Source organism: Collimonas fungivorans Ter331, from assembly GCF_000221045.1.
Taxonomy (GTDB): domain Bacteria; phylum Pseudomonadota; class Gammaproteobacteria; order Burkholderiales; family Burkholderiaceae_D; genus Collimonas; species Collimonas fungivorans_A.
Window position 1 is genome coordinate 301,628 of sequence record NC_015856.1, and the last position, 26,985, is coordinate 328,612.

The 26,985-nt window shown below is 62.7% G+C and carries 9 protein-coding genes; 4 read left to right on the forward strand and 5 right to left on the reverse strand.

Translation table 11 applies throughout. The annotated features are described in order from the left end of the window. Positions 1 to 11 precede the first annotated feature (11 nt). The 3 genes from CFU_RS01270 (at position 12) to CFU_RS01280 (ending at position 3,874) form a co-directional block, all read left to right on the forward strand. Positions 12 to 2,180 carry a TonB-dependent receptor domain-containing protein gene (locus tag CFU_RS01270; protein WP_014004235.1) on the forward strand — a complete coding sequence of 723 codons (2,169 nt, stop codon included), beginning with the start codon at positions 12 to 14 and terminating at the stop codon, positions 2,178 to 2,180. Between the two features lie 52 nt (positions 2,181 to 2,232). Continuing rightward, positions 2,233 to 2,952, forward strand: a complete 720-nt coding sequence (locus CFU_RS01275) for an acid phosphatase (RefSeq protein ID WP_041742897.1) — start codon at positions 2,233 to 2,235, stop codon at positions 2,950 to 2,952. Between the two features lie 235 nt (positions 2,953 to 3,187). Then, complete coding sequence (locus CFU_RS01280) at positions 3,188 to 3,874, forward strand: hypothetical protein (protein WP_014004237.1); 687 nt, start codon at positions 3,188 to 3,190, stop codon at positions 3,872 to 3,874. A gap of 145 nt (positions 3,875 to 4,019) precedes the next feature. On the opposite strand, the gene CFU_RS01285 is transcribed toward CFU_RS01280, so the two are convergent. Together CFU_RS01285 and CFU_RS01290 are read right to left on the reverse strand one after the other, a co-directional pair. Continuing rightward, on the reverse strand, positions 4,020 to 4,544 hold the full coding sequence (locus CFU_RS01285; RefSeq protein WP_014004238.1) for a DUF1993 domain-containing protein: 525 nt from the start codon (positions 4,542 to 4,544) through the stop codon (positions 4,020 to 4,022). A 79-nt stretch (positions 4,545 to 4,623) separates the two neighbouring features. Beyond that, entirely contained in the window at positions 4,624 to 5,622 is a 999-nt protein-coding gene (locus CFU_RS01290; protein WP_238531383.1) for an SMP-30/gluconolactonase/LRE family protein, read from the reverse strand. Positions 5,623 to 5,722: 100 nt separating this feature from the next. Here CFU_RS01290 and CFU_RS01295 point away from each other — a divergent pair, with 100 nt between their 5' ends. Then, positions 5,723 to 6,604, forward strand: coding sequence for a LysR family transcriptional regulator (locus CFU_RS01295; RefSeq protein ID WP_014004240.1), 882 nt, complete (start codon positions 5,723 to 5,725; stop codon positions 6,602 to 6,604). A 2-nt stretch (positions 6,605 to 6,606) separates the two neighbouring features. On the opposite strand, the gene CFU_RS01300 is transcribed toward CFU_RS01295, so the two are convergent. The 3 genes from CFU_RS01300 to CFU_RS01310 all read right to left on the reverse strand — a co-directional run bounded on the left by CFU_RS01300 (position 6,607) and on the right by CFU_RS01310 (position 26,473). Next, a complete protein-coding gene (locus tag CFU_RS01300; RefSeq protein ID WP_041742899.1) occupies positions 6,607 to 7,089 on the reverse strand; it encodes a GNAT family N-acetyltransferase in 483 nt (160 codons plus the stop codon). Positions 7,090 to 7,209: 120 nt separating this feature from the next. After that, the gene (locus CFU_RS01305) at positions 7,210 to 9,363 is read right to left on the reverse strand and encodes a carboxy terminal-processing peptidase (protein WP_014004242.1); all 2,154 of its coding nucleotides are present in this window, start codon (positions 9,361 to 9,363) and stop codon (positions 7,210 to 7,212) included. 232 nt (positions 9,364 to 9,595) lie between these two features. Beyond that, positions 9,596 to 26,473 carry a non-ribosomal peptide synthetase gene (locus CFU_RS01310; protein ID WP_050808442.1) on the reverse strand — a complete coding sequence of 5,626 codons (16,878 nt, stop codon included), beginning with the start codon at positions 26,471 to 26,473 and terminating at the stop codon, positions 9,596 to 9,598. Positions 26,474 to 26,985: the final 512 nt, after the last annotated feature.

Sequence of the window (26,985 nt, forward strand, 5' to 3'; positions counted from 1 at the left end):
GAAACATCGAAATGAAGCGCCCCAGTTTGAAACCAGGTACCCGGCAGGTCTTGTACGCATTAGTCTGCATGGCTGCGCCGATGATCGCCAGCGCGCAGCAAGTCGCCGCTGCCGGCGATGGCGGCGCCGATGGCGATACCGGTATCGTTGAAATTACCGGCAAGACGGTTACCGCAGCCAAGACCGCGCTGTCGCAGGGTTCGCTGACGGCGCGTTCGGCGCAATCGATAGTGAGCGATGAATTCATCCGCAACCTGACCTCGCCGGTGGCCGATTTCAGCCAGGTGCTGCAGATGACGCCAGGCATGTACAGCTACAGCCCGAACGGCGTCGGCCTGGGCGACACCAAGACGTTCTTCCGCGGCTTTGCCGACGGCGACTATACGGTCAGCTTTGACGGCATCCCGTTCCAGGACACCAACAGTCCGTCGCACCACACCTGGGCATTTTTCCCCAGCCAGTTCCTGGGCGGCGCGGTGATCGACCGCAGCCCCGGCTCGGCCGCCACCGTCGGCCCGGCCAATTTCGGCGGTTCGGTCAACCTGCTGTCGCGCAACCTGGAGCCGGAGCAGCGCATCGGCGTGTTCGATTCCTACGGCTCGTTCAATACCAAGATCTACGGCGCGGAATTTGAAAGCGGCCAGTTCGGCGCCGACGGCGCTTCCAACCTGCTGGTCAATGCGCACCAGATGACATCGGACGGCTACCAGAGCTATAACAAGCAGACGCGCGACGCGGTTTCGCTCAAATATCAATATGCGATCACCAAAGACACGGCGCTGACCTTGTTCGGCTCTTACATCGACCTGAAAGCCAATACCCCGAACATCAAGGGGCCGACGCGGGCCCAGGTCGCGCAGTTCGGCGACGACTACCTGCTCAGCAACAACCCCAAGCAAGCCAACTACTGGGGCTACAATTTCTACCATGTCACTTCGGATTTCGAATACGCAGGCCTCACTTCCAACCTGGGCGGCGGCTGGAAGCTGGACGACAAGCTCTACACCTATGCCTATCACAACCAGCAGAACTACAACGGCAGCACCATCACCGCCACCAGCGCCACCGACAAGCTCAACAGCTACCGCACCTACGGCAACCTGCTGCGGCTTAGCCAGGAATCCGCTTTCGGCATCCTGCGCACCGGCCTGTGGGCGGAAAACGCCGACACCAACCGCTACCAGATTCCGTCCGATCCGCGTACCTGGGTCGATGCGGCGCTGCCGAATTTCCACGAACGTTTCAAGACCACTACCTTGCAGCCTTTTGTCGAATACGAATTCCAGGTCGCCAAGGACCTGAAAATCACGCCGGGCGTGAAGTATTCCTCGTACCGGCAGGACCTGACCCAATATGCCGATAACGGCAAGACCGTCGGCAACTTGGGCGGCCAGCCGAGCGTCCAGCACGCCGTCACCTACAACACGGTGCTGCCTTCGATCGACGTGCATTACATGCTGCAGCCGAACTGGTCGGTCTACGGCCAGTACGCCGCCGGCGATGAAATCCCGCCGAGCAGCGTGTTCGATGTCAAGAACGCCAACGTCACGGCCTTGCCGTCGTCGATCAAGAGCAAGACGTTCCAGATCGGTTCGGTCTGGAAATCGGATAGCTTCACGTTCGACGTCGATGCCTATCACATCAAGTTCGACAACGCCTATTCGTCGTTCACCGACAATGCCGGCAATACCACCTTCTTCGCCAACGGCAGCTCTACTACCCAGGGCATCGAAGCGGAAGGCAACGTAGTACTGGGCGCCGGCTTCAGCCTGTACGCCAACGCCACCTACGGCAGCGCCAAGTTCGCCAGCGGCCAGTGGGTGGCCGGCGCCCCCAGCGACACCGAAACACTGGGCCTGAACTACAACCGCGGCGGCTGGAATATCGGCTGGCTCAACAAGCGGGTCGGCACCATGTACAACGACAACGGCAGCGTGCACCAGGCGGTCAAGATCAGCCCGTTCACCATCTCCAACCTGTTCGTCAACTACACGATCAAGCGTCCGGCGCAATTCGTCAAGCAGGCCAAGATCCAGTTCGGCATCAATAACCTGTTCGACAAGCACAGCATAGTCGGCGTCAACCCGGCCAGCACCAGCAGCTCGGCGCCGGCGCCCGGCGATGCGTTGACACTGCTGCCGGCGCGCAGCCTGTCGCTGGCGCTGAACCTGGATTTTTAAGCAACCAGCGGGGAGCGCCGCTCCCTGCCTTTTTAATTTGAAAGTGCCGTTCATGCGTAAACTCATTGCCTCAATACTGCTCGTGTCTTTCGTCGCCTGCAGTGCGTCGGTGCAAGCGCGCGAAGAAAATCCGTTCATCACGTCGAAGGAAATCGACCTGGTCAAGCTGCTGCCGCCGCCGCCCGCCAACGATTCGCCGCAAACCAAGGCCGAGCTCAGCGAAATCCTCGCCCTGCAAGCCGCGCGCACGCCGGCAATGGTGGCGCGTTCGCAAGCCGACGCCACGGAAGACATCTGGCGTTTTGCCGATGTCATGGGCGTGAAATTCAAACGCGACCAGCTGCCGCTGTTCGCCCAGTTTTTCCAGCGCGTGGTTGATTCGGAAGGCGCCGTGGTCGACACCTACAAGGACATCTGGAAGCGTCCGCGGCCATTCATTTATAGCGAGCTGGTCAAGCCGGTGGTCAAATTGTCGCGCTCCGGCGCCTACCCGTCCGGCCACGCCACGGCCGGTACGCTGATGGGCATCGTCTTGTCCAACATGGTGCCGGAAAAACGCGCCGAGATCATGGCGCGCGCCGCCGAATACGCCAACAACCGCATCATCGGCGGCGTGCACTATCGTTCCGACATCGAAACCGGGCGCATCACAGGCACCGTGATCGCCGCCAGGCTGCAGACCCGGGACGACTTCAACACCGCGTTCGACGCCGCAAAGAAGGAGTTGCGCGGCGTGCTGGAACTGGGACCCGATCCGGCTGACAGCATGTGAACCCGGCCAAGACCCGGCGTTTTATATAAGCCAGCCTTGAGGCCGGCTTATTTTTTAGCCGTCGTTTATACAATCCGCCTGCATTTTTACGACATCTTTATACGCGTTTCCCTAGACTGGTCTCATCAGAGACAGCAGGCGGGCCATCATCACGATTTTCAGCGAAGACGAATTTGCCAAACGGTCAATCATCGCACTCAACCTGGCTGCGCATTGCGCACAGAGCCAGCGCAGGGTGCTGCTGGCTGACGCCACGTCGCTGCAGTATGCATTGGGCTGGAATACTCGGCGCCGGGCTGCCGGCGCCAAGCAGAAGATTACTGTGCGTGGCAGCGCAGACCTGGAGTCGGACCTGGAAAATCCGGCATCCTACTACCGGGTGCATTATCCGGAAACGGTGATCGATGCGGACGGCAGCGACGCGCGCAGCACTAATGCAGCACTGGTCGTCACCGATGTGCTGGTGATTCCGGTCCATTCTCGCCAGGATTGCAACCGGCAGGCGCTGATCGAGCGCATCGAAGCTGCGCGGCTGTTCAATCCTGCGTTGCGCATACTGGTGGTGGAAGTCCAGGCCATCAGCGCTTTCGACGCTGCCGCAGGCGCGGAAGCCAGCCCAGCCCGGGCCCTGGCAAAAGAAATCCTGACCGCAACCCTGGCCGAGACGGTGATCCACGAGTGGATAGACGACCGCAGCCTCTTCGAGCGCGGCCTGAGCGTATTTGAACCAAGCCCGCGCAATGAACGCGCCGTCGCCGAGATCGAGGGCATTTACCAGGAAATCGCAAGGACCAGGATCCAGCCGGTTGCGCAAGCAGCCAACAGCCTGGCGATATTGCATGCCTTGCAGAGAAGGACGCAAGAGAAGGAGCTATGTCACGTCGGCATTGACGTGCTCCAGGAACAGCCGGTTCGCAGCTAGCGCCCTGCCGCATCAAATACGGCAAGATATGCCCATCGGCCATTTAATTAGGGTCAGAGTTGAATTAATTCTTAAAAATTAATTCAACTCTGACCCTAATTAATTATTGCTAAGTTAATTCGACTCTGACCCTAATTAATTGCGGTTAAGCCGGTTCTATGTCGAAGTGGCCTAGGTAGTCCAGTTTTCCTACGGCTACTCCCTGGTTGCGTAGGATGGCATGGGCGGTGGCTACGTGGAAGAAAAAATTCGGCAGGGCGAAGGTCAGCTGGTAGGCGTCGCCTTGCAAAGTGGTTTTGAATTTGCCGAAGGTTAAGGTAACCGGATGCGTGGCGCTGTCTTGCAAATCCGCCGGCTGTACGCTTTCCAGGAAGGTGATTGTCTTTGCAATCCGCTCCTGCAACTCGGCAAATGTCGTCTCGTTGTCTTCAAAGCGCGGCGCCTGGACCGCCGACAGCCGGCCGATTGCGTTCTTCGAGGCGTCGCTGGCGCGCTGGATCTGTCCTGCCAGCGACAGCATGTCCGGCGCCAGCCTGGCGTTGACCATCTCGGCAGGATCGGTGTTGCCGGCTTTGGCGTGGGCTTCGGCCTTGTCCAGGTAGCCGGCAAGCACGCCCAAGCCACGCACGAACACCGGAACGGAGATTTGGTACATCGATAAGGACTGCATGTCGGACTCCTGGAAGGATGGGCATCAAGCCGGGAGCATCATCCTATCCGTTTTGGTCCGACGCTGCATGCCGGGCGGTCTATTTCGGCAGCTGGCGCGACTGCAGGTCGAAAGGCACATTGACCGGGATGGCGGCAGGATCGTCCTTGTGCTGGAACAGCAGCGAATACTTCGATTCGATGAAATATACGCGGTCGCCGACGATCACCCCGGACGATGGATCGTTGAGCCCGGCCACGATGGTTTCCAGGGTTGCGCTGCTGCCGCTTATCTTGGCGATGCTGACCTGGCCGCCATAGGGGCCGGTCTTGCCGAAAGCATTGCTCTCGAAAATCGCCATCCGGCCGGGTGCATAGATGCGTATCGCATCGGCGTTCTTCAGGACCCGCGGCATGTCGATGCGGCTGACCGGACTGGCGTCGCCGTCCTGGTCCACATCGATTTTCAGCACATAAGGCACGGCCGTCAGCAGGCTCACATACAGCTGCCGATCGCCGTCGAGCGCAATGCCGTTGAGGAACATGCCATCGCTGCCGGCGCCCATAGCCGGGTCTTCCTTCCATACGCTCAAGGCCACGGCGCCGGGCAGCAAGCGCAGTACGCGCGGATGGAAGGAGTCGGTGACATACAGCGTGCCATGGCTGTCCTGCGCCAGGTCGTTGCAATAACCCTTGTCGGGCATGAGGTAGCTGGCGCGCGGCGCGCCGCTGGCGAGGTCGTAGCTTTTCAGCGCGCTGGGCGTGGAGGGCACGCTGGTGTAGCCCCAGTTGCCGGAACAGATCCACAGCAAGTGATGGGGGGCGTCGACCAGTACGCCCTGGCCGTTGGCAAGGCCGTTGGAACCGGACGCCACCAGGATTTCCGGCGCCGCCCCGTCCGGTCGCACGCGCGCCACCGCGCCTTGGCGCCAGCTGCCTATGTAAAACGAGCCGTCCGGTCCGGCCGCGACGCTTTCCGGATACCAGTCTGCCGGCAGAGTCAGGGTCGGCGACGCTGTTTCGCCGGCGAGGACGGTACGTTGGCAAAGCAGCAAGGCGGCCAGCAATGCTGCGGCATGCAAAAGGGTAGTCGGCTTCATCTTTTTTCTCCGGTTCAAGGCAGGGACAAGCCATTCTCACTCCGGCGCCATATTTGATAAACTGACCTTTCATTTCTTCACTCGACACTCAGGCTTTGGAATGGACAGATTAACCAGCATGGCAGTCTTCGTACGCGTGGTGGAAAAAGGCAGCTTTGCAGCCGTCGCCGACGAATTTTCGCTCTCCACTACCATGGTCGCCAACCATGTGCGGGCATTGGAGGCGCACCTGGGCGCGCGCTTGTTGGACCGCACTACGCGCCGCCACAGCCTGACCGAGATCGGCAGCGTATACGTCGAGCGCTGCCGCGACGTGCTCAACAGCGTGCAGGCTGCCGACTATGTGGCGGAGGCGTTGCGCGATGTCCCGCGCGGTAAATTGCGGATGACCGCGCCGGTCACCTATGGCGCGCACCGCCTGGTGCCGCTGATCGGCGATTACATGGCCCTGTTCCCGGAAGTGCAGGTGGAGCTGGTCTTGAACGACCGCGTGGTGGACATGGTGGAAGAAGGTTTTGAATTGGCGCTGCGCTCCGGCAGCCTGGCCGGCGCCAACCTGGTTGCCCGTCCGTTGCGCCCATCGCACATGTTTGCAGTGGCCAGTCCGACTTACCTGGCGCGCCACGGCACGCCGCAACATCCATCCGATCTGGCCAGCCACAACTGCCTCGGTTTCATGTCCTGGGGCAAAGACCACGAATGGCGCTTTACCCAGGACGGGCAGACGCTGCCGGTGCCGGTGCGCGGCTCGTTTGCCACCAATAGCGGCCAAGCCCTGCTGGCTGCCGCCGTGAACGGCATGGGCGTGGTGGTGCAAGGGGACATGCTGCTGGAGAGCGCCATCGGCTGCGGCCAGCTGGTGCGATTGCTGCCGGACTGGGAACTGCCGGCACGTCCGGTACACTTGGTCCGGACCCGGGACGCCAGGCCCACCGCCAAGCTGCGCACCTTCGTCGATTTCCTGGTGCAGCGGCTTGGCTGAAATTACAGGTCGAGGCGATAGAACCTGGTATCGAGCCCCATGCGTGGGAAAGCCGGCGGCAGGCCGCTGGCGTCGATCTCGGCAAAGCCATTCTTTTCATAGAAACGATGCGCGGCCAGGAAGGCTGCCGTCGTGCCCAGGAACACCTGCCGTAGTCCTTGCCGGCGCGACCAGCCGAGCAGCTCTTGCAACAAACGATGGGCTACCTGATGCTCGCGGCCGCGGAACGGCGCCTTGACAAACATCTTGCGCAGCGCACCCTGGGCGTTGCCGATATCTTTCAGCGATATGCTGCCGACCACTTCCTCGCCGGCCCGGGCGATCCAGAAATTGCCGTGGCCGCCTTGATAGAAATTGGGGATATCCAGCAGGTCGGGTTGTTCCTGCAAAGTGATTGCGAAGCCGAATTCGGTCTGCTGGATCGGCAGGATCAACGCGATTACGCCGTCGCGATACTGTTCTGAATAGGGACTGATGGTGATCATTTTCAAGCGGTCCATGGTGGAAATAATAAAAGACAGGCAAGCAAGCGCCTGTCTTTTACTTTACATCATGCGTTGATCGCCAGCTCGCGCCGCCGGCAAGGGCAAGGCGCGGCAGGACCGTTACTTGTCCTTGCCGTTGGCCGGCTGCATCGCGAATTTCGGATTGGCCTTGAGCAGGTCCGAGGTGTCGCCGAGGATTTTCGCGGCTTCGTTCAGCAATACGTCCTTGGCGCTTTTTTGCGCTTTCTCAGCCGCCAGCTCGGCGCTCAGGCTGCGTTCGTTGGCTTGCAGGCCATCGTCCTGGCGGTTGAGATCGGCTGCATCGGCAGCATCCTTGTCTTTGCCGTCGCCGCCATCGCCAGCCTTGCCGCGCGCCTTCAGGCGAGCTTCCTGCTGGTTCATTTCAGTGCGGCGGTCGGTTTCGTTAAGCGAGATGACGCGCTTCTTGCGCAGCGTATTCACTTCAGTCACGTCTTCCAGGAAACGCTGGAAGTCCTTGTCCTTTTCGACGCGCGCATCGTGCCGGCTCTGGATCTGCGGCAGCAGGCCCTTTACGTCGCCGACCGGGGTGTAGTCGGCTGCCTTTACCTGCGACCATGGCAAGGCGTTGTCGTAGCTCGATTCACCGAAACTCTCAGGGTCGGAAAAACCCGGCAGGCTGACGTCTGGAGTCACGCCGCGCAGCTGGGTAGTGCCGCCGTTGATGCGGAAAAACTGGGCGATGGTCATCTTCAGTTCGCCGAATTTCGGCTTGTCGTTATGCGACAGTTCGTCAAGGTTGACCATGGTCTGCACCGTGCCTTTGCCGAAACTGCCTTCGCCGACGATGATGCCGCGGCCATAATCCTGGATCGCCGCCGCGAAGATTTCCGAGGCAGAGGCCGAACCGCGGTTGATCAGCACCGCCAGCGGACCGGTCCATGCCGGTGTCGGGATGTCGTCGCCTTCGACGTTGACGTCGCCGCGCGCATTGCGCTGCTGCACGATCGGGCCCTTGCCGACGAACAGTCCGGTCAGGTCCACCGCTTCGGTCAGCGAGCCGCCGCCGTTATTGCGCAAATCCATCAGGACGCTGTCGACCTTCTCTTTTTTCAGTTCGGCCAGGAGCGCCGCCACGTCGCGGCTAGCGCTGCGGAAATTCTTGTCGCCCTTGCGCCGTCCGTCGAAATCTTCATAGAACGCAGGCAGGGTAATCACGCCGACCTTGCGCGTGGTGTCGCCGCTCTTGATGGTCAAGATGGTTTTCTTGGCGGCCTGCTGTTCCAGGCTGATCTTGTTGCGCACCAGGCTGATCAGCTTGTGTTTGCCATCCGGACCGGCGTCGGCCGGCAAGATGTCCAGCCGCACCACAGTGTCCTTGGCGCCGCGGATCTGCTTGACCACATCGTCGATGCGGGTGCCGACCACGTCGACCACGGCGCCCTTGTCGCCTTGTGCGACGCCGACGATGCGGTCGCCGACCGCAAGCTTGCCGGACAATTGCGCCGGGCCGCCCGCCACCAGCTCGCGGATGGTGGTGTATTCGTCTCTTTCCTGCAGCACCGCGCCGATGCCGACCAGGGAAAGCTTCATTGAAATATCGAAATCGGCCGCCGCGCTGGTGCCCAGGTAATCGGTATGCGGTTCAATCGAGGTCGCATAGGCGTTCATGAAAATCTGGAAGACGTCGTCGCTCTTATACTTGTAGGCGCGCGCCAGGGAATTTTCATAACGCTTGCTGAGCGTATCGCGGATCGCCTGGTCCTTCTTGCCGGCCAGTTTCAGGCGCAGCCAGTCGTTCTTGACGCGCTTGCGCCACAGGTCGCGGCTCTCTGCCTCGGATTTCGGCCAAGGTTCCTTGTCGCGCACGAAGGCGAAGTCTTCTTTCTGGCTGAAATCGAACCCCTGCTTGAGCAGTTCGCGCGCATACGTCAGGCGTTCGACGATGCGCTGCTGGTACAGGTTGAAAATGGCAAAGGGGATGCGCAGGTCTTCGCGGTAAATGGCGTCGTCCAGCTTGGTGTTCTCTGCCGTAAACTGATCGATATCGGCTTGCACGAAAAAGAATTTTTCCGGGTCGAGCGACTTGATGTAGCGGTTGATGACCTTGGCCGACAAGGTATCGTCCAGCGGCACCGGCTTGTAATGGAAACGGGTAAGGAATTGCGCGCTCAGGTGCGCCGCCTGCGCTTGCTGCTGCAGCGGCGACAGGACCGGCGGCGGCCCGGCTTCCAGCGCGTGGGCAGCGGTCGAAATTGCCAAGATGACACATAACAGACTGTTTTTTAAGCGCATATAACCTTCAATTCGATATTCGGTGTTGATTTGAGCGGCAAGGGCACTGGCTGGCCCCTTACATTGGAAATGGCCGCCGGCAGGCCGGCGTTGTGCAATTCGACCTGCACGCCGGGCAAGCGTTCAGATTGGCTAATTCTACTTGGCTTTACTTAAGGCTTGCTTAAACACGGGTTTCCGGGCCAGGCCTGCCGTTAATTTTCCCCAATGGCAACTGATTCGGATGCCGGCTTCAGGGCTGGAGCGACGCCAGTTCCCCTTCCAGCTTTGCCGGCTGCAACGCCGTATTCAAGGCATGCGCAAAAACCTCGATGTGCGGTGAAATCATCATCGACTGGTGCGTCCCCGGCACCGGCACCAGGCGCAACAGCATTTCCGGCACCACGGCGCCCCAGCCGCGCAAAGGCTCGTTGACGGTATCGCCCACCGCGCTGTAGAAATGCACCGGAACCCCGATCGGCTGCGCCGCATAGTCGCCGTAGGCGCGGATGATGGTGCGGCTGTTTTCCATCAGCTGCAGCAAGCCCTGCAAGGAGAAACCGGACGGGAACAAGCCGTTGCGCCTGGCCATCTGCAGCAGGGTGGGGACATCGATATCCGGCGCCGCCGCCTTCAGCTTTTCCATCGCCGCTTTCAGCACAGGATCATTGCCGGCAGCCGCTTCCAGCAACGTCAGCATCAGCTGTTTGTCGCCCAGTTTCCATTCGCGTTCGTCGTCGTCGCCGATTGAGCAGTGAGTATCGAACAACCCGATGAATTCCACCTCCTGGCCTTCGTTGATGAACTGCTGCGCAACCTCATAGGCTAGCGCGCCGCCGAACGACCAACCGGCCAGCCGGTAAGGCCCGTGCGGCTGCACCGCCCGCACCAGCCCCACCATGCGCGCCGCCATGCTTTGCACGGTCGACAGTTGCGGCTGATCCAGCGGCACCGGCGGCAGGCCGTATACCGGGATGTCGGGGTTGATATGGGTGGCCAGCATATGCGCGTAAATCAGCAAGCCGGAACCTTCGTGCATCAGGAACAAGGGGCGCTGGCGGCCGCCGGCACGGATCAGCACGGCGCAATTTTCCGTCTCCAGCGGATTCAGCTGTGCGATATGCTCGGCCAGCCCGGCGATGGTCGGATAGGTAAACACATCGCTGGCTGAAACCCGCACGCCTTTTTGCTTGAGCAGGTTCACTACCTGCAGAATCGACAGGGAATGCCCGCCCAGCGAGAAGAAATTGGCGTGGCGGCCGACGCGCTCGATCTGCAGCAGCTCCGACCAGATCCCGGCCAGGACGTTTTCGATTTCTCCTTCCGGCGCCGCATAACCGCCAACCGCATAAGCATCCGCCGCGGGCGCGGGCAGGTGCTTGCGGTCCAGCTTGCCGTTCGGCGTCAGCGGCAGCGCGGCCAGCATCACGTACGCCGCCGGCACCATGTACTCCGGCATATTGACGCTCAAATGGGAGCGCAAGGTTTCGGCGCCGGCTTCTTCCGCATCGGCATTTTCATTGGCGACAATATAGGCAACCAGGCGTTTGTCGCCAGGATTGTCTTCGCGTGCAATCACCACCGCCTCGCGCACCGCCGGATGGGCAACCAGCTTTGCTTCGATCTCGCCCAGCTCGATGCGGAAACCGCGGATCTTGACCTGGAAGTCATTGCGGCCCAGGTGCACCAGGTTGCCGTCGGCCTGCCAGCGCGCCAGGTCGCCGGTGCGGTACAGCAGCGCGCCAGGCCGTCCGGAGAAGCGGTCTGGAACGAACCTTTCTTCAGTCAGCTCGGCCCGGTTCAGGTAGCCGCATGCGACGCCGGCGCCGCCGATATATATTTCGCCTGTCACGCCGACCGGCACCGGTTCGCCATGGATGTCCAGCAAGTACACCTGGGTGTTGGCGATCGGCCGGCCTATCGGTATGGTCGCCTGGCTAGCGTCGACCGCCGCGATTTCATAAGTGGTTGCGTAGGTGGTGGTTTCGGTCGGTCCGTAGCAGTGGATCAGGTGCTCGGGTTTGCCGGCTGCCAGCACGCGCGCAAAAGCCGCCGGGTCGCAGCGTTCGCCGCCGGTCAGCAGATAACGCAGCTTGCCGAATGCCTCCGGCACGATTGCCGCGCATTGATTGAACACGGCCGTGGTGATGAACAGCGCGGTGACGCCTTGGCGGTCCAGCGCATCGGCGAAACGCAGCGGATCGAGGAATACATCCTTGTCGATCACGACGACGCGTCCGCCATTGAGCAAGGCGCCCCAGATTTCCATGGTCGAGGCGTCGAAGGCAGGATTGGCGGCGAAGGCGATGCGGTCGCTGGCGTCGAATGCGGCGTAGCCGTTCTCCAGCACCAGGCGCTTGATGCCGCGCTGCGGCACCATCACGCCTTTGGGCTGTCCGGTCGAACCCGAGGTGTACATGATGTAGGCGATTGCCTCATCGTCACCGGCCGGCGCCAGGTTGTCCGCTGCATATGCCGTTCCCGTGGCGTCATCCAGGTTGATCCTGGCGAGCGCGGCCAGCGCCGGCCAGCTGGCGCCGGCCAGCGTCAGCACGAAGCCGGCGCCGCTGTCGCCTGCCATGAAGATCTTGCGTTCGTCGGGCAAAGCCGGATCTATCGGCACATAGGCGGCGCCGCACTTGAGAATCGCCAGTTCGGCGACGATCAGCTGCGACGAGCGCTCAAGCTGCAATACCAACCGGTCGCCCGGCTTGACGCCCAGCTCGTGCAGATGGTGCGCCAGCCGGTTGGCGCGGCGGTTGAGCTCGGCATAACTGAGCTGCTCGGCGCCATGGACAACCGCGACCGCTTGCGGCGTGCGCGCCGCCTGTGCTTCGAACAGCTGCGGCAGCGCTGCCTGTGGATTGTCGGCCTCGGTGGCATTCCACGTCGTTATTATCCGGCGGCGTTCGTCGGCGCTCAGGATCGCAAGGCGCGCGATTTGCTGCGTATCGTCCTCGACCATTGCTGCCAGCAGGCGCTGCCAATATCCCAGGTAACGCTCCACGGTGCTGCGTTCGAACAGTGCCGTCGCATATTCCAGGACGCCGGCAATCGTGTCGCCCGATTCGCCCAGCGACAAGGTCAGGTCGAATTTCGCCGTCACCTGCTTGAACGGCAGCTGCGTCAATTCCAGGCCGGCCAGGCTCAACCTGCCTTGCGGCGCATTCTGCCAAGCGAACATTACCTGGAACAAGGGGCTATGAGCCATGCTGCGCAACGGGTGCGTATGCTCGACCACCTGCTCGAAAGGAATTTCCTGGTGTTGCTGCGCCGCCAGCGATTGCTGCCTGACGTGGGTCAGCAGCGTTGCCACCGTGGCATGCTCAGGCAGGTGGATCCGCAGCGCCAGCGTATTGACAAAGAAACCGATCAATCCTTCCACTTCCTGCTGGTTGCGGTTTGCGGTCGGGGTGCCGATGACAACGTCGTCCTGCCCGGCCAGCCGGCCCAGCAGCAGGGCCCAGCTGCTCAGCAGCGTCATGTGCAGGGTGGTGCCGTGGCGCTGGCTCAACGCCTTGAGTTTTTTCGCCAGGGTGCCGTCCAGTACGGTGTCTACCCATGCGCCGGCATAGTCTTGCTGCGGCGGACGCTGGTGATCGGTCGGCAGTTCCAGCAAGGTCGGCGCGCCTGCCAGGCTTTCTGTCCAGTACGCCGTATGCTGTGCCAGCACCGTCCCGCTCATCCAGCTGCGCTGCCATGCCGCGTAGTCCGGATATTGCACCGCCAGGGCCGGCAACGGATCGTGTTCTCCTTGCCGGTAGGCGTTATAGAGCGCGCTGATTTCATTGAGCAGCACGCCGATCGACCAGCCGTCCGCAACGATATGGTGCATCGTGATCAGCAGCGTGTGCTGGGTGCGCGTCTCCTGCAGCAGGCGGCCGCGGATCAGCGGGCCCCGGGCCAGGTCGAACGGCGCGGCGGCTTCTTCGGCGAACAGGCGCTCCCTTTCGGCGTCGCGTTCGGGATGGTGCCGCAAATCGTGTTCCAGCAGCTGGAAATGACTGACCTCTGCCGCCGCCACGTGTTGTACCGCGCCGTGGCCTGGCTGCGGGATGAAACTGGTGCGCAGCGCTTCGTGGCGGAACACCAGCCGCTCCAGCGCCTGGACCAGGGCTACCCGGTCCAGTTCGCCGCGCAGCTGCAAGCCCAGCGGAACATGGTACGCCTGGCGCACTTCGCCCATCTGCTCCAGGAACCACAAACGCTGCTGTGCAAACGACAGCAGTTCCCGTTCGGCGCCGACGGTGGCCGTCATCGGCGGCCGGATGCTGGCATCGCTGGCGGACAATGTGGCGGCAAAGTCGGCGAAAAACGGATGCATGAACAGCGTGTTCAATGCCACTTCGACACGGAATGCCTGCCTCAGGCGTGAAATCATCTGCACCGCCAGCAGCGAATGGCCGCCCAGCGAGAAGAAGTTGTCGTGGCGGCCGATGCGTTCGATCTGCAGCAGTTCCGACCAGATGGCCGCCAGCGCGATTTCGGTTTCTCCTTCCGGCGCGGCGTAGGCGCCGGCGGCGTAGGCATCGCCGTCGGGCGCCGGCAGGTTCTTGCGGTCGAGCTTGCCGTTCGGCGTCAATGGCAGCGCCGCCAGCGTGACATACGCTGCCGGCACCATGTACTCGGGCATGCCGGCGCTCAAATGAGCACGCAGGGTCTCGGCATCGACTTCCTGGTTGACGACAATGTAGGCCACCAGCCGTTTGTCGCCGGGACTATCTTCGCGCGCAATCACCACCGCTTCGCGGATCGCCGGATGAGTAGCCAGTTGCGTTTCGATTTCACCCAGCTCGATGCGGAAACCGCGGATCTTGACCTGGAAGTCGTTGCGTCCCAGGTAGACCAGGTTGCCGTCCGCCTGCCAACGGGCCAGGTCGCCGGTCTTGTACAGGCGCGCGCCGGGCAGCGGTGAAAAAGGATCGGGTACAAAACGCTGTTCGGTCAGTTCCGGCCGGTTCAGATAACCGCGCGCTACCTGCACGCCACCGATGTGCAATTCGCCGGCGACCCCGACAGGCGTCGGTTCGCCCACGGCATCGAGGATGTAGACGCTGGTATTGGCGACAGGTTTGCCGATAGGGATAGCGGCCGGGGTTTCTCCTGCGACGCAAGCCCAGGCGGTGACATCCACCGCAGCTTCGGTAGGGCCGTACAGGTTGTGCAGCTGGGCGCGCGGCAACAGTGCATGGAAACTGCGCACCAGCGATGCCGGCAACGCCTCGCCGCTGCACATGACGCGGACGATGCTGGCGCAGCCGGCCGCTTCGTCATGCGCGGCAAACACCTGCAGCATGGATGGCACGAAATGCAGCGTGGTGACGCCGGCGGTACGGATGACCTCGTTCAGGTAGCGTGGATCCTTATGGCCGTCGGGTTTGGCCATCACCAGCTTTGCGCCCACCATCAGCGGCCAGAAGAATTCCCACACCGAGACGTCGAAGCTGAAAGGCGTTTTTTGCAGCACCACGTCATGCTGCTCCAGGCCGTAAGCCTGCTGCATCCACAGCATGCGGTTGACCACCCCGCGATGCTCGTTCATGACGCCCTTCGGCTTTCCGGTCGAACCCGAGGTGTAGATCACGTACGCCAGGTCCGATGGTAACAGATGGCTGCTGGCGGGATTGTGGTCCGGATAGGCATCCCAGTTTGGCGCTTGCAGGTCCAGCACCGGCAAGCTCGATGGAATCGTCGCCCTGACCTGTTGCCAGCTGCCTTCGATTCCTGCCTGGGTCAGCACCACGCGCGGGGCGCTGTCGCTGAGCATGTAGGCCAGACGGTCTGCCGGATAAGCCGGATCCAGCGGCACATAGGCTGCACCCGCTTTCAGCACGCCGAGCAAGGCGACCACCATGGACACGCTGCGTTCGGCGCAGATCGCCACCCGGTCGTCCGGCTGGACGCCCAGTTCGCGCAGGTAGTGCGCCAGCTGGTTGGCGCGGCGGTTGAGTTCCGCATAGCTCAGCTGTTCGCTGCCCTGTTCCACCGCCACCGCTTGCGGCGTCCGCTCGGCCTGCGCTTCGCACAACTGGTGCAGCAGGGATTCGCGCTCCGGATAAATCACCTGGGTCACATTCCAACCGGTCACCAGCTGCCGGCGTTCGGCGGCGCCCAGCATCGGCAGGCGCGCTATCTGCTGCGCATCGTCGGCGACCATCGCTTCCAGCAGCCGATGCCAGTAGCCCAGGTAACGTTCCACTGTCTTTGGTTCAAACAAGGCCGTCGCATATTCCAGCGAGCCGGCAAGTTCATCGCCCGCTTCGCCCAGCGACAAGGTCAGGTCGAATTTTGCCGTTACCTGCCTGACTGCCAGCGGCGTCAATTCCAGGCCTGACAGCTGCAGCTTGCCTTGCGGCGCGTTTTGCCAGGAAAACATCACCTGGAACAACGGGCTGTGCGCCATGCTGCGCACCGGACGGGCATGTTCCACCACCTGTTCGAACGGCACTTCCTGGTGCTGCTGCGCCGCCAGGGATTGCTGTTTGACATGCGCCAGCAGCGAGGCCACCGTTGCGTTCTCCGGCAGGCTGATGCGCAGCGCCAGCGTGTTGACGAAGAAGCCGATCAGGTTCTCGACTTCGTGCTGGTTGCGGTTCGCCGCCGGCGTGCCGACGACGACGTCGTCCTGTCCTGCCAGTCGGCCCAGCAGCAGGGCCCAGCTGCTCAGCAGCGTCATGTACAGGGTGCTGCCGTGACGCTGGCTCAAGGCCTTCAGTTTCCGCGTCAGCGCGGCGTCCAGCCTGGTGTCGATGCTGGCGCCGGCGTAGTCTTGCTGTGGCGGACGCGGATGATCGGTCGGCAGTTCCAGCAAGGTCGGCGCACCGGCCAGGCTCTGTTTCCAGTAGGCGGTCTGCTGTTCCAGCACCGCTCCGCTCATCCAGCGCCGTTGCCATGCGGCGTAATCGGGATATTGCACGGCCAGGGCTGGCAAGGGATCGTGTGCGCCTTGCCGGTAAGCGTTGTAGAGCGCGCTGATTTCATCCAGCAGCAGGCCGGTCGACCAGCCGTCCGACACGATGTGATGGGCGGTGATCAGCAGCGTGTGCTGGGTCCGTGTCTCTTGCAGCAGCAGGCCGCGGATCAGCGGACCCTGGGCCAGGTCGAAGGGCCTTGCCGCTTCTTCCGCAAGCAGGCGTTCCAGCTCGGCCTCGCGCTCCGGATGATGGCGCAAGTCGTGTTCCAGCAGCTGGAAATGACTGACGTCTGCCGCTGCGACGCGCTGGATTGCGCCGTGGCCTTCCCTGGCGACAAAACTGGTGCGCAGCGCTTCGTGGCGGAACACCAGCCGCTCCAGCGCCTGGACCAGGGCTACCCGGTCGAGTTCGCCGCGCAGCTGCAAGCCGAGCGGGATATGGTAGGCATGGCTGACGCCGCCCATCTGCTCCAGGAACCACAAGCGTTGCTGCGCGAACGACAGCAGTTCACGTTCCGCGCCGCTGGCCGCCGTCAGCGGCGGCCGGACGCTGTGGCCGCTGGCCAGCAGTTCCGCGCAAAAATCGAGCAGCGCGGGAAACTCAAACAAGGCGCTGATCGCCACCTCGATATTGAAGGATTGCCTGATGCGCGAAATCATCTGTACCGCCACCAGCGAGTGGCCGCCCAGGGTGAAGAAATTATCGTAGCGGCCGATGCGTTCGACCCGCAGCAGTTGCGACCAGATCGCCGCCAGCGCGGTTTCCGACTCGCCTTCCGGCGCGACATAACCGCTCGCCGCATACGCTTCCGTTTCAGGGGCCGGCAAGTGCTTGCGGTCCAGCTTGCCGTTGGCTGTCAGCGGCAACGCCGCCAGCGCGACATAGGCGGCCGGCACCATGTACTCGGGCATGCCGGCGCTCAAATGCGCACGCAGCGCCGCGGCGTCGATCTCTTCGGCGGTCACGATGTAGGCAACCAGGCGCTTGTCTCCGGGACTATCCTCGCGCACGATCACTACCGCCTCGCGCACCGCAGGATGCGCCGCCAGCCTTGCTTCGATTTCGCCCAGTTCAATGCGGAAACCGCGGAGCTTGACCTGGAAGTCGTTGCGGCCCAGGTGCACCAGGTTACCGTCTTGCTGCCAGCGCGCCAGGTCGCCGGTACGGTACAGCAACGCGCCAGGGCGGCCGCTGAAACGGTCGGCAATAAAGCGCTCTGCCGTCAATTCGTCGCGATTCAGGTAGCCGCGCGCGATGCCGCTGCCGCCGATATACATCTCTCCTGCCACGCCGACTGGCACAGGCTCGCCTTGCGCGTCCAGCAGATATATTTGGGTGCTGGCGATCGGCCGGCCGATCGGTATGGTCGCCTGTGCAGCATCGACCGCGGTAACTTCATACGTGGTCGCATAAGCGGTCGCTTCGGTCGGTCCGTAGCAATGGATCAGGTGCCGCGGCCCGCCGGCTTCCAGCACGCGCGCAAACGCAGCCGGATCGCAGCGTTCGCCGCCGGTCATCAGGAAGCGCAAGCGGCTGAATGCCTCCGGCATGATCGCCGCGCATTGATTGAACACCGCCGTTGTCAGGAACAGCGTGGTGATGCCTTGCTGTTCGAGCGCGCCGGCAAGATGCAGCGGATCCAGGAATATTTCTTTGTCGATCACCACGATCCGACCGCCATTCAGCAGGGCGCCCCAGATTTCCACGGTCGAGGCATCGAAAGCCGGATTGGCGGCGAAGGCGATGCGGTCGCTGGCGTCGAAGGCAGCGTAGCCGTTCTCCAGCACCAGACGCTTGATGCCGCGCTGGGGCACCAGCACGCCTTTCGGCTGCCCGGTGGAACCTGAGGTGTACATGATGTAGGCAATCGTCTCGTCGTCGCCGCCCGGCGTCAGGTTGTCGGCGGCATAAGTGCCGGCGGCGATCTGGTCCAGGTCGATGCGCACCAGCGCGGCCCGCGCCGGCCAGCGGTTGCCGCTGAGCGTCAACAATACGCTGGCGCCGCTGTCGTTTGCCATGAAAATCTTGCGTTCTTCGGGCAAGCTGGCATCTATCGGCAGATAGGCGGCGCCGCACTTGAGAACCGCCAGCATCGCCACAATCAGCGGCAAGGAGCGCTCAAGCTGCAGCACTATCCGGTCGTTGCGCTTGACGCCCAGTTGCCGCAGGTGATGCGCCAGCTGGTTGGCCTGGCGATTGAGTTCGGCGTAACTCAGCTGCGCCGGCCCGTGCACTACTGCCACTGCCTGCGGCGCCTTGGCCGCCTGCGCCTCGAACAGCTGCGGCAGCAGTGGTGCGGGATGCTGCGCCTGGGTTGCGTTCCATTTGCTGACCACCTGATGCCGCTCTTCTGCCGGCATGACGTCGATGCTATTGACGGCGCGTTCCGGCTCCGCCTCCAGCGCTGTCACCAACCCTTCCAGAGCGGCCGCCATGAAACCGCACACGCGCTGTGCGCCGACGGTGGGCGTAACCTGCGCGGTCAGCGCAAAATCCGATCCGAGGTCGTCGATCGACAGGCTCAAGGGGTAGTTGCTGCGCTCTTCGCCCGAGATCTGGGTGATGCCCTGCCAGATCGCCTGCTCGGCCGGGGAGGGTTCGCCCAATACGCTGTGACGATAATTGAGCAAGGCCGAGAACAAGGGCTGCGGCGCGGCAATCGCACTGGCGCGCTGGGCCAGCGCCAGCGAGGCATGCTCGTGTTCCATCAGCTGCGCCAGCAAGGCGTGCGTATGCCGCACGCTGGCTGCCGCTCCCTGGGTATCGATGTTGAGCCGCAGCGGCAGCGTATTGACCAGCAAGCCCATCATGCGGTCGGCGCCTTCGCCGCCTTGCATACGGCCGAACAGCACGGTGCCGAACACCACCTCGCTGCGGTTGGCGACCCGCGCCAGCACTTGCGCCCACGCCAGGTGGCACAGGCTGGCTGCACTGACGCCCAGCTGCCGCGCCTGCTGGCGCAAGCGTCGAGACAAGGTCGCGCTGAGGCGCACATGGCCTTCTTCCAGGCCGCCGCCGTCGCCATGCACTTCCAGCAAGCCGAACGGCGCCGTCGGTTCATCGACATCGGCCAGCATCTGACGGAAGAAGGTTTCATGCACTTCGGTATTTCCACCCAGCCTGGCTTGCGCCACATAATTGCGGAATTGCAGCGGCACCGGCAGCTGTGCTTCCTGGCCCTGCAGATGGGCTGCGATCTCGGCGTGGACCACTTCCAGCGTAGTGTGGTCGCTGACCAGGTGATGCATCAAGGTCAGCAGTACCCAGCGCCGCTGTACGGCATCGTAGGCGAAACTGGTCCGCATCAGCGGCGCCTGCGTCAGGTCGAGGCGGGTGTGGCGCGGGTCGAAACGGGCGCGCAGCTGGCGCGCGACGTCGCCGTCGGCCGGATCGAGTATCAGTTCTTCCTGCACCAGCGGCGCCGAGCGCCAGACCACCTGCAGCGGTTCCGGCACGCCTTCCCAGACGATTGCGGTGCGCAGCACGTCGTGCCGCTGTATCACGCCTTGCAAGGCTGCCAGGTATGCTTCCAGCCGCTGCCGGGTATCGAAACCGGTCAGTCCCACCAGCAGGTAGGGATCGCCTTCCTTGGCCATCAGGTGGTGGAACAGTATGCCTTCCTGCAACGGCGCCAGCGGATAGATATCCTGCACATTGGCGGCGCCGCCTGGAACATTGCCGACAACGCTGGCGATTTCAGCGTCGTTCAGCGTCACCATCGGCAGCATTTCCGGCGTGATGGTTTCGCATCCGGATGGAATCAGGTTGGCGGGGACGTTGACCAGGCGGCTTTCTTCGCCGATAGACGCCGCCAGTCCGGCCAGGGTCGGGGAGGAAAACAGGGCGCGTACTTCGGCTTGCAAGCCTTGCTGGCGCATTCTTTCCATCAGGGTCACGGCGAGCAGCGAATGGCCGCCCAGCGAGAAGAAGTTGTCGTGGCGGCCGATGCGTTCGATCTGCAGCAGGGCCGACCAGATGGCCGCCAGCGCAATCTCTGTCTCGCCTTGCGGCGCCTCATAGCCGCTTACTGCATAGGCGTCGCTGTCCGGCGCCGGCAGGTTCTTGCGGTCCAGCTTGCCGTTGGTCGTCAGCGGCAAGGATTCCAGCGTGACATAGGCTGCCGGCACCATGTAGTCCGGTATGTTGAGGCTGAGGTGCGCGCGCAGCGTCTCGGCGTCGACTTCCTGATTGACCACAATGTAGGCTACCAGGCGCTTGTCGCCGGGACTGTCTTCGCGCGCGATCACCACCGCTTCGCGGATGGCCGGATGAGAAGCCAGTTGCGTTTCGATTTCCCCCAGTTCGATGCGGAAACCGCGGATCTTGACCTGGAAGTCGTTGCGTCCCAGGTAGACCAGGCTGCCGTCCGCCTGCCAGCGCGCCAGGTCGCCGGTCTTGTACAGGCGGGCATCCGGCTCTTGCGAGAACGGATCGGGAATGAAGCGCTGCTCGGTCAGTTCCGGCCGGTTCAGGTAGCCGCGCGCCACGCCGGCGCCGCCGATGTACAGCTCGCCCGGCACGCCTACCGGCGCCGGTTCGCCCTGGACATCCAGCAGATATACGGTGAGATCGGGTATGCGCACGCCGATCGGACTGACGCCGCCGCGTGCGGTATCGGCCGCTTCGATCGGCTGGTAAGTGACGTGCACCGTGGTTTCGGTGATGCCGTACATATTGATCAGGCGCGTGGCGCAGCCCTGGTTTTGCGCGTACCACGGGACCAGGGTGGCCGGTTCCAGCGCTTCGCCGCCGAAAATCACATGCCGCAGCTGATGCGTTTTGGTGCTGCCGCCCTGGGCTGCTATCAGCTGGCGGAAGGCGCTCGGCGTCTGGTTAAGGATGGTTACCTTCTCGCGGCATAACAGGCGGTAGAAATCTTCCGCCGAACGTGCGGTCTCCAGCGGCACTACCACCAGGCGGCCGCCATGCAGCAGCGCGCCCCAGATCTCCCATACCGAGAAGTCGAAGGCAAACGAGTGGAACAGGCTCCAGACGTCTTCTGCGCCGAAATGGAACCAGGCGTCGGTCGCCGCAAACAGGCGCGTCACGTTGCGATGTTCGACCATCACGCCCTTCGGCGCGCCGGTCGAGCCCGAGGTGTAGATCACGTACGCCATGTCTGACGGCGCCAGATGGCTGCTGTCCGGATTGTAGTCCGGATAGGCGTTCCAGGCTGGCGTCCGCAGGTCCAGCACCGGCAGGCCGGCGGCAATCGTTGCTCTTACTTGTTGCCAGCCGCCTTCGATGCCGGCCTGCGTCAATACCACCCGCGGTGCGCTGTCATTCAGCATGTGCGCCAGCCGTTCCGCCGGATAGGCCGGATCCAGCGGCACATAGGCGGCACCTGCTTTCAGCACTGCCAGCAAGCCGACCACCATGGACAAGCCGCGCTCGACGCAGATCGCCACCCGGTCGTCCGGCTGGACGCCCAGTTCGCGCAGGTAATGCGCCAGCCGGTTGGCCTGGCGGTTGAGTTGGTCGTAGCTGAGCTGCTCGGCGCCATGCACCACGGCCGCTGCCTGCGGCGTGTTTGCCGCCTGCGCTTCGAACAGCTGCGGCAGCAATTGCCCAGGATAGCTAGGCTGGTCTGCGTTCCAGCTGCGGACGATCTGATGGCGCTCAGTCGCGGGCAGCACATCGATGCTGTTGATAGAGCGCTCCGGTGTCGTTTCCAGCGCCGCCACCAGGCATTCCAGCGCGGTCGTCATGAAACTGCATACGCGCTGCGCGCCGACGGTTGACGTGACTTGCGCGGTCAAGGCGAAACCAGATCCCAGGTCGTCGATCGACAGGCTCAAGGGGTAGTTGCTGCGTTCTTCTCCCGAAATCCGGGTGATGCCTTGCCAGGCCGCCTGTTCGGCTGGCGCTGTCTCATTCGACATGCTGTGGCGGTAGTTGAGCAAGGCCGAGAACAAGGGCTGCGGCGCGGCAATCGCACTGGCGCGCTGGGCCAGCGCCAGCGAGGCATGCTCGTGTTCCATCAGTTCCACCAGCAAGGCATGGGTGCGCTGCACGCTTGCCGCCGCGCCTTGCGCATCGATCTTGATCCGCAACGGCAGCGTATTGATCAGTAAGCCCATCATGCGGTCGGCGCCTTCGCCGCCCTGCATGCGGCCGAACAGCACGGTGCCGAACACCACGTCGCTGCGGTTGGCGACCCGCGCCAGCACTTGCGCCCACGCCAGGTGGCACAGGCTGGCTGCACTGACGCCCAGTTGCCGCGCCTGTTGCCGCAGGCGCTGCGCCAGCGCGGCATCGAGCTGCATGTGCTTTTCTTCCAGTCCATCGCCGTCGCCATGCACCTCCAGCAAACCGAACGGCGCGGTTGTTTCATCGACATCGCCCAGCATCTGGCGGAAGAAGGTTTCGTGTGTTTCGGTACTGGCGCCGAGCCGCGCCTGCGCCACGTAATTGCGGAACTGCAGGGGGACCGGCAACTGCTCCTCCTGCCCCTGCAAATATGCCGCGATCTCGGCGCGGACCACTTCCAGCGTAGTGTGATCGTTCACCAGGTGATGGATCAAGGTCAGCAGCACCCAGCGCTGCTGACTGGCATCGTAGGCGAAACTGGTCCGCATCAGCGGCGCCTGCGTCAGGTCGAGGCGGGTATGGCGCGGATCGAAGCGGGCCCGCAGCTGGCGTGCGACGTCGCCGTCGGCCGGATCGAGTATCAGCTCTTCCTGCACCAGCGGCGCCGAGCGCCAGACCACCTGCAGCGGTTCCGGCACGCCTTCCCAGACGATGGCGGTGCGCAGCACGTCGTGCCGCTGGATCACGGCTTGCAAAGCTGCCAGATAAGAATCGAGTCGTGCCCGGGTGTCGAAACCGGTCAGTCCCACCAGCAGGTAGGGATCGCCTTCTTTCGCCATCAAGTGGTGGAACAGGATGCCTTCCTGCAACGGCGCCAGCGGATAAATATCCTGTACATTGGCGGCGCCGCCCGGAACGTTGCCGACAACGCTGGCGATTTCAGCGTCGTTCAGCGTCACCATCGGCAGCATCGCCGGTGTGATGAGTTCACATCCTTCCGGAATCAGGCTGGCCGGCACCGCAACCAGCCGGCTTTCCGCGCCGATTGCCGCGGCCAGTCCGGCCAGGGTCGGGGAGGAAAACAGGGCGCGCACTTCGGCTTGCAGACCTTGCTGGCGCATCTTTTCCATCAGGGTCACGGCCAGCAGCGAATGGCCGCCCAGTGAGAAGAAGTTGTCGTGGCGGCCGATGGGTTCGATCTGCAGCAGTTCCGACCAGATGGCCGCCAGGGCGGTTTCGGTTTCTCCCTCTGGCGCGACATAAGCTCGCACGGCATAGGCATCGCCCTCGGGCGCCGGCAGGTTCTTGCGGTCCAGCTTGCCGTTCGGCGTCAATGGCAGCGCTGGCAGCGCGACGTAGGCTGCCGGCACCATATAGTCCGGCACATTGAGGCTGAGGTGCGCACGCAGCGTCTCGGCGTCGACTTCTTGATTGACCACGATGTAGGCTACCAGGCGCTTGTCGCCGGGAGTATCTTCGCGTGCGATCACTATCGCTTCGCGGATCGCCGGATGGGCCGCCAACTGGGTTTCGATTTCGCCCAGCTCGATGCGGAAGCCGCGGATCTTGACCTGGAAATCGTTGCGGCCCAGGTAGACCAGGTTGCCGTCCGCCTGCCAGCGCGCCAGGTCGCCGGTCTTGTACAGGCGTGCGCCAGGCAGCGATGAGAATGGGTCGGGCACAAAACGCTGTTCGGTCAGTTCGGCCTGGTTCAGATAACCGCGCGCCACGCCGGCGCCGCCGATGTACAACTCGCCCGCCACGCCAACCGGCACCGGCTGGCCCAGGCTGTCCAGCAGATACGCCTGGGTGTTGGCAATCGGCCGGCCGATATGCAGGACTTCGTCCGCCGCGGTCAGGCGGCCGGAAGTGGCCACCACCGTGGCCTCGGTCGGGCCGTAATTGTTGACCAGCGAGAACGGCAAGCCTGCCTGCGGAGCGTGGCGCAGGCGATCGCCGCCGGTCAGCAAATGGCGCAGGTGCGGATTGACGATGCCGTTGCTCAAGGCATATTCGGCCATCGGTGTCGGCAGGAAGCTGACGTCCAGCGGCTGCTCGCGCCACCATGCCAGGACGGTGGCGGCATCGTCGTCCTGCAGCGGCAGCAGCAGGGTGGCGCCGACGCTCAGGGTCGGCCAGATTTCCCACACGGCGGCATCGAACCCTAGCCGCGCCACGCAGGAAGTGCGGTGGCCCGCCTGCACATCGAATGCTGCGTTATGCCAATGCACCAGGTTGTTCAGGTTCCGGTGTTCGATCATCACACCCTTCGGCGTGCCGGTCGAGCCCGAGGTGTAGATCACATAAGCCAGGTGGGATGGCGCGAGCTGGCTGCTATCCGGATTGTGCTCCGGATATTCGCTCCAGGCTGGCGCCTGCAGGTCCAGCAGCGGCAGGCTGGCAGGGATTGTCGCCAGCACCTGCTGCCACTCGCCTTCGATGCCGGCCTGCGTCAATACCACCCGTGGCGCGCTGTCGTTCAGCATGTGCGCCAGCCGTTCCGCCGGATACGCCGGATCCAGCGGCACATAGGCGGCACCTGCTTTCAGCACTGCCAGCAAGCCGACCACCATGGACAAGCCGCGCTCGACGCAGATCGCCACCCGGTCGTCCGGCTGGACGCCCAGTTCGCGCAGGTAATGCGCCAGCCGGTTGGCCTGGCGGTTGAGTTGGTCGTAGCTGAGCTGCTCGGCGCCATGCACCACGGCCGCTGCCTGCGGCGTGTTTGCCGCCTGCGCCTCGAACAGCTGCGGCAGCAAGGACGATGGATAATCGGCTTGGGTTGCATTCCAGGCCGTGACGATCTGATGGCGCTCCGCCTCGGCGAGCAACGGCAGCCGGTCGATCATGCAATCGGCGCCGCCGACGACGGCAGCCATCAGCAAGGCCATGCGGCTTTGTATCCTGGCGACTTCATCGCGTGTGAAATGGCGTGTGTTGTAATCGAACACCACCAGCACATCCTGGTCCCGGTGGAAATCCCGCAACGACATGGCCAGCGGCGTCTGCTCGAAGCCATGGTCCAGCTTGACGCCGCTGGCCATGCCGTCGCCCATGGGGAAATCGGTATCGAAAACTTCATACGACAGCGAGACGTCGAACAACTGGCGATAACCGTTTTGCACGACATTGTGGGCGCGGTTGATTTCCACGATAGGGAAGCGCTGGTGGCGGTAGCAGCGGCGCAGTTCTTTTGCGACGGCCGCCATCGCCTGGCTGAACGGTTGCTGGCGGTCCAGCGCGATCGCCACCGGAATGATCGACGAGAACATGCCGAAGGTGTTTTTTTCGCGGGCGTTGCTGCGGTTATGGATAGGCACGCCGATGACGACCTCGTCCAGGTCGTTGGCGCGCGCGAAATAAACGCTGATCAGGGCCAGCATGAAATCCGAGGCGGAAAAGCCATGGGCTGCCGCAAACGCTGTCATCTGCTCGAACAGGGGGCGTTCAATAGACCAGTAGACCTGTTCGCTGGGCGCCAGTGTCTTGGCTGAAAGCGCGCTGTCGCCGGGGACCAGCCGCGCAGGCAGTTGCGTGAAACGCTGGCGCCAGAATTCCTTGTCGAGCGCAAACCGGGCGGAGGAGAAGTAATCCTGATCCTTGGCGATGAAGTCCAGGTAGGAGGGTGCTGCTTCGGCGACTGTCTCATCCAGTCCGAGCAGCCGGTTGTAGGTGCTGGCGATGCTGGCGAAACTCTGCGAGGTGCTGATGCCGTCGGCGACCAGGTGGTGGTAGCACAGCAGCCAGTAATAGCGCGCAGGACCCACGCGTATCAGTTCCATTTTCCATAGCAGCCCGCCGTGCAGGTCGAACGGCTGCTTGAACACTTGCTCCATGCGCTGCCGGGCGCGCAGGTCGCCATCGGCTTCGGCGGAAAAATCCAGCACCGGCAAGTCAAAATCCACCGACGGCAACACTTGTTGCCGCGCCACGCCGCCGGCCTTGACCAGCACCAGCCGGGCAGCATCGTTCTCCATCGCGAAATGGCGGATGGCTTGCTGCAGTACGAGCGGATCGATGGCGGCATCGATTTTTGCCGCCAGGCCGATGTTGTAATAGGGGATGCCGGGATTGAGCAACTGGTCCAGCCAGACCACTTGCTGTACGGAAGAAAGTTCATGGACGGACGTTTGGGCGTCGTTGGCCAGCGCGCCTGGTGCTGCAGATATTTCAACCGGATTCGACATAAAAACCTCTAGGCAGTGTTTTGACAACAATCGAAAAATAAGGAAGCGCTCTGCGTCTCCCGGGCCGCCGCATGCCACGGCTATGTGGCTAGCCGAGGTCGGTTCCGGGTCGAAGCAGGGTCTTAAGGGATGCTGCTGGAGGCGGTTGCCTTAGTGGTGAGAGAGCATGGACAAAGCTGCTGAAGGGTGAGCGCGCGCATGGAATTCTCTTGGCTTGGAAACAAATTTGTGACGGACACCAGTTGCAGTAACCGACCTTTGATGACGGCGGCCGTAAAGGCAGCCAGCCGCAGCATTTACTGGTTACGAAGCAAAAGTGGCAACGATGCTGCAAGTAGGAAGCGGAGCAGCTTTGTTACTTTACAGAAAGTAAAAAACGCCGAAACTGTCACTATTCACAGGTTGTTGCATTGCAGAAAACCCCAGTAAACTAGTGCGCACGCAGTTTTCCGATTGCATTTTTCGCAAGATATATGGCATTTTCCCCGGCGGCCCAGGCAGTCGGCTTTTCC

Excerpts from the sequence above, each read along its gene's own strand:
- CFU_RS01270 (WP_014004235.1), top strand. The coding sequence starts at position 12 with ATGAAGCGCCCCAGTTTGAAACCAGGTACCCGGCAGGTCTTGTACGCA.
- CFU_RS01275 (WP_041742897.1), top strand. The coding sequence starts at position 2,233 with ATGCGTAAACTCATTGCCTCAATACTGCTCGTGTCTTTCGTCGCCTGC.
- CFU_RS01285 (WP_014004238.1), bottom strand. The coding sequence starts at position 4,544 with ATGCAGTCCTTATCGATGTACCAAATCTCCGTTCCGGTGTTCGTGCGT.
- CFU_RS01290 (WP_238531383.1), bottom strand. The coding sequence starts at position 5,622 with ATGAAGCCGACTACCCTTTTGCATGCCGCAGCATTGCTGGCCGCCTTG.
- CFU_RS01295 (WP_014004240.1), top strand. The coding sequence starts at position 5,723 with ATGGACAGATTAACCAGCATGGCAGTCTTCGTACGCGTGGTGGAAAAA.
- CFU_RS01300 (WP_041742899.1), bottom strand. The coding sequence starts at position 7,089 with ATGATCACCATCAGTCCCTATTCAGAACAGTATCGCGACGGCGTAATC.
- CFU_RS01305 (WP_014004242.1), bottom strand. The coding sequence starts at position 9,363 with ATGCGCTTAAAAAACAGTCTGTTATGTGTCATCTTGGCAATTTCGACC.
- CFU_RS01310 (WP_050808442.1), bottom strand. The coding sequence starts at position 26,473 with ATGTCGAATCCGGTTGAAATATCTGCAGCACCAGGCGCGCTGGCCAAC.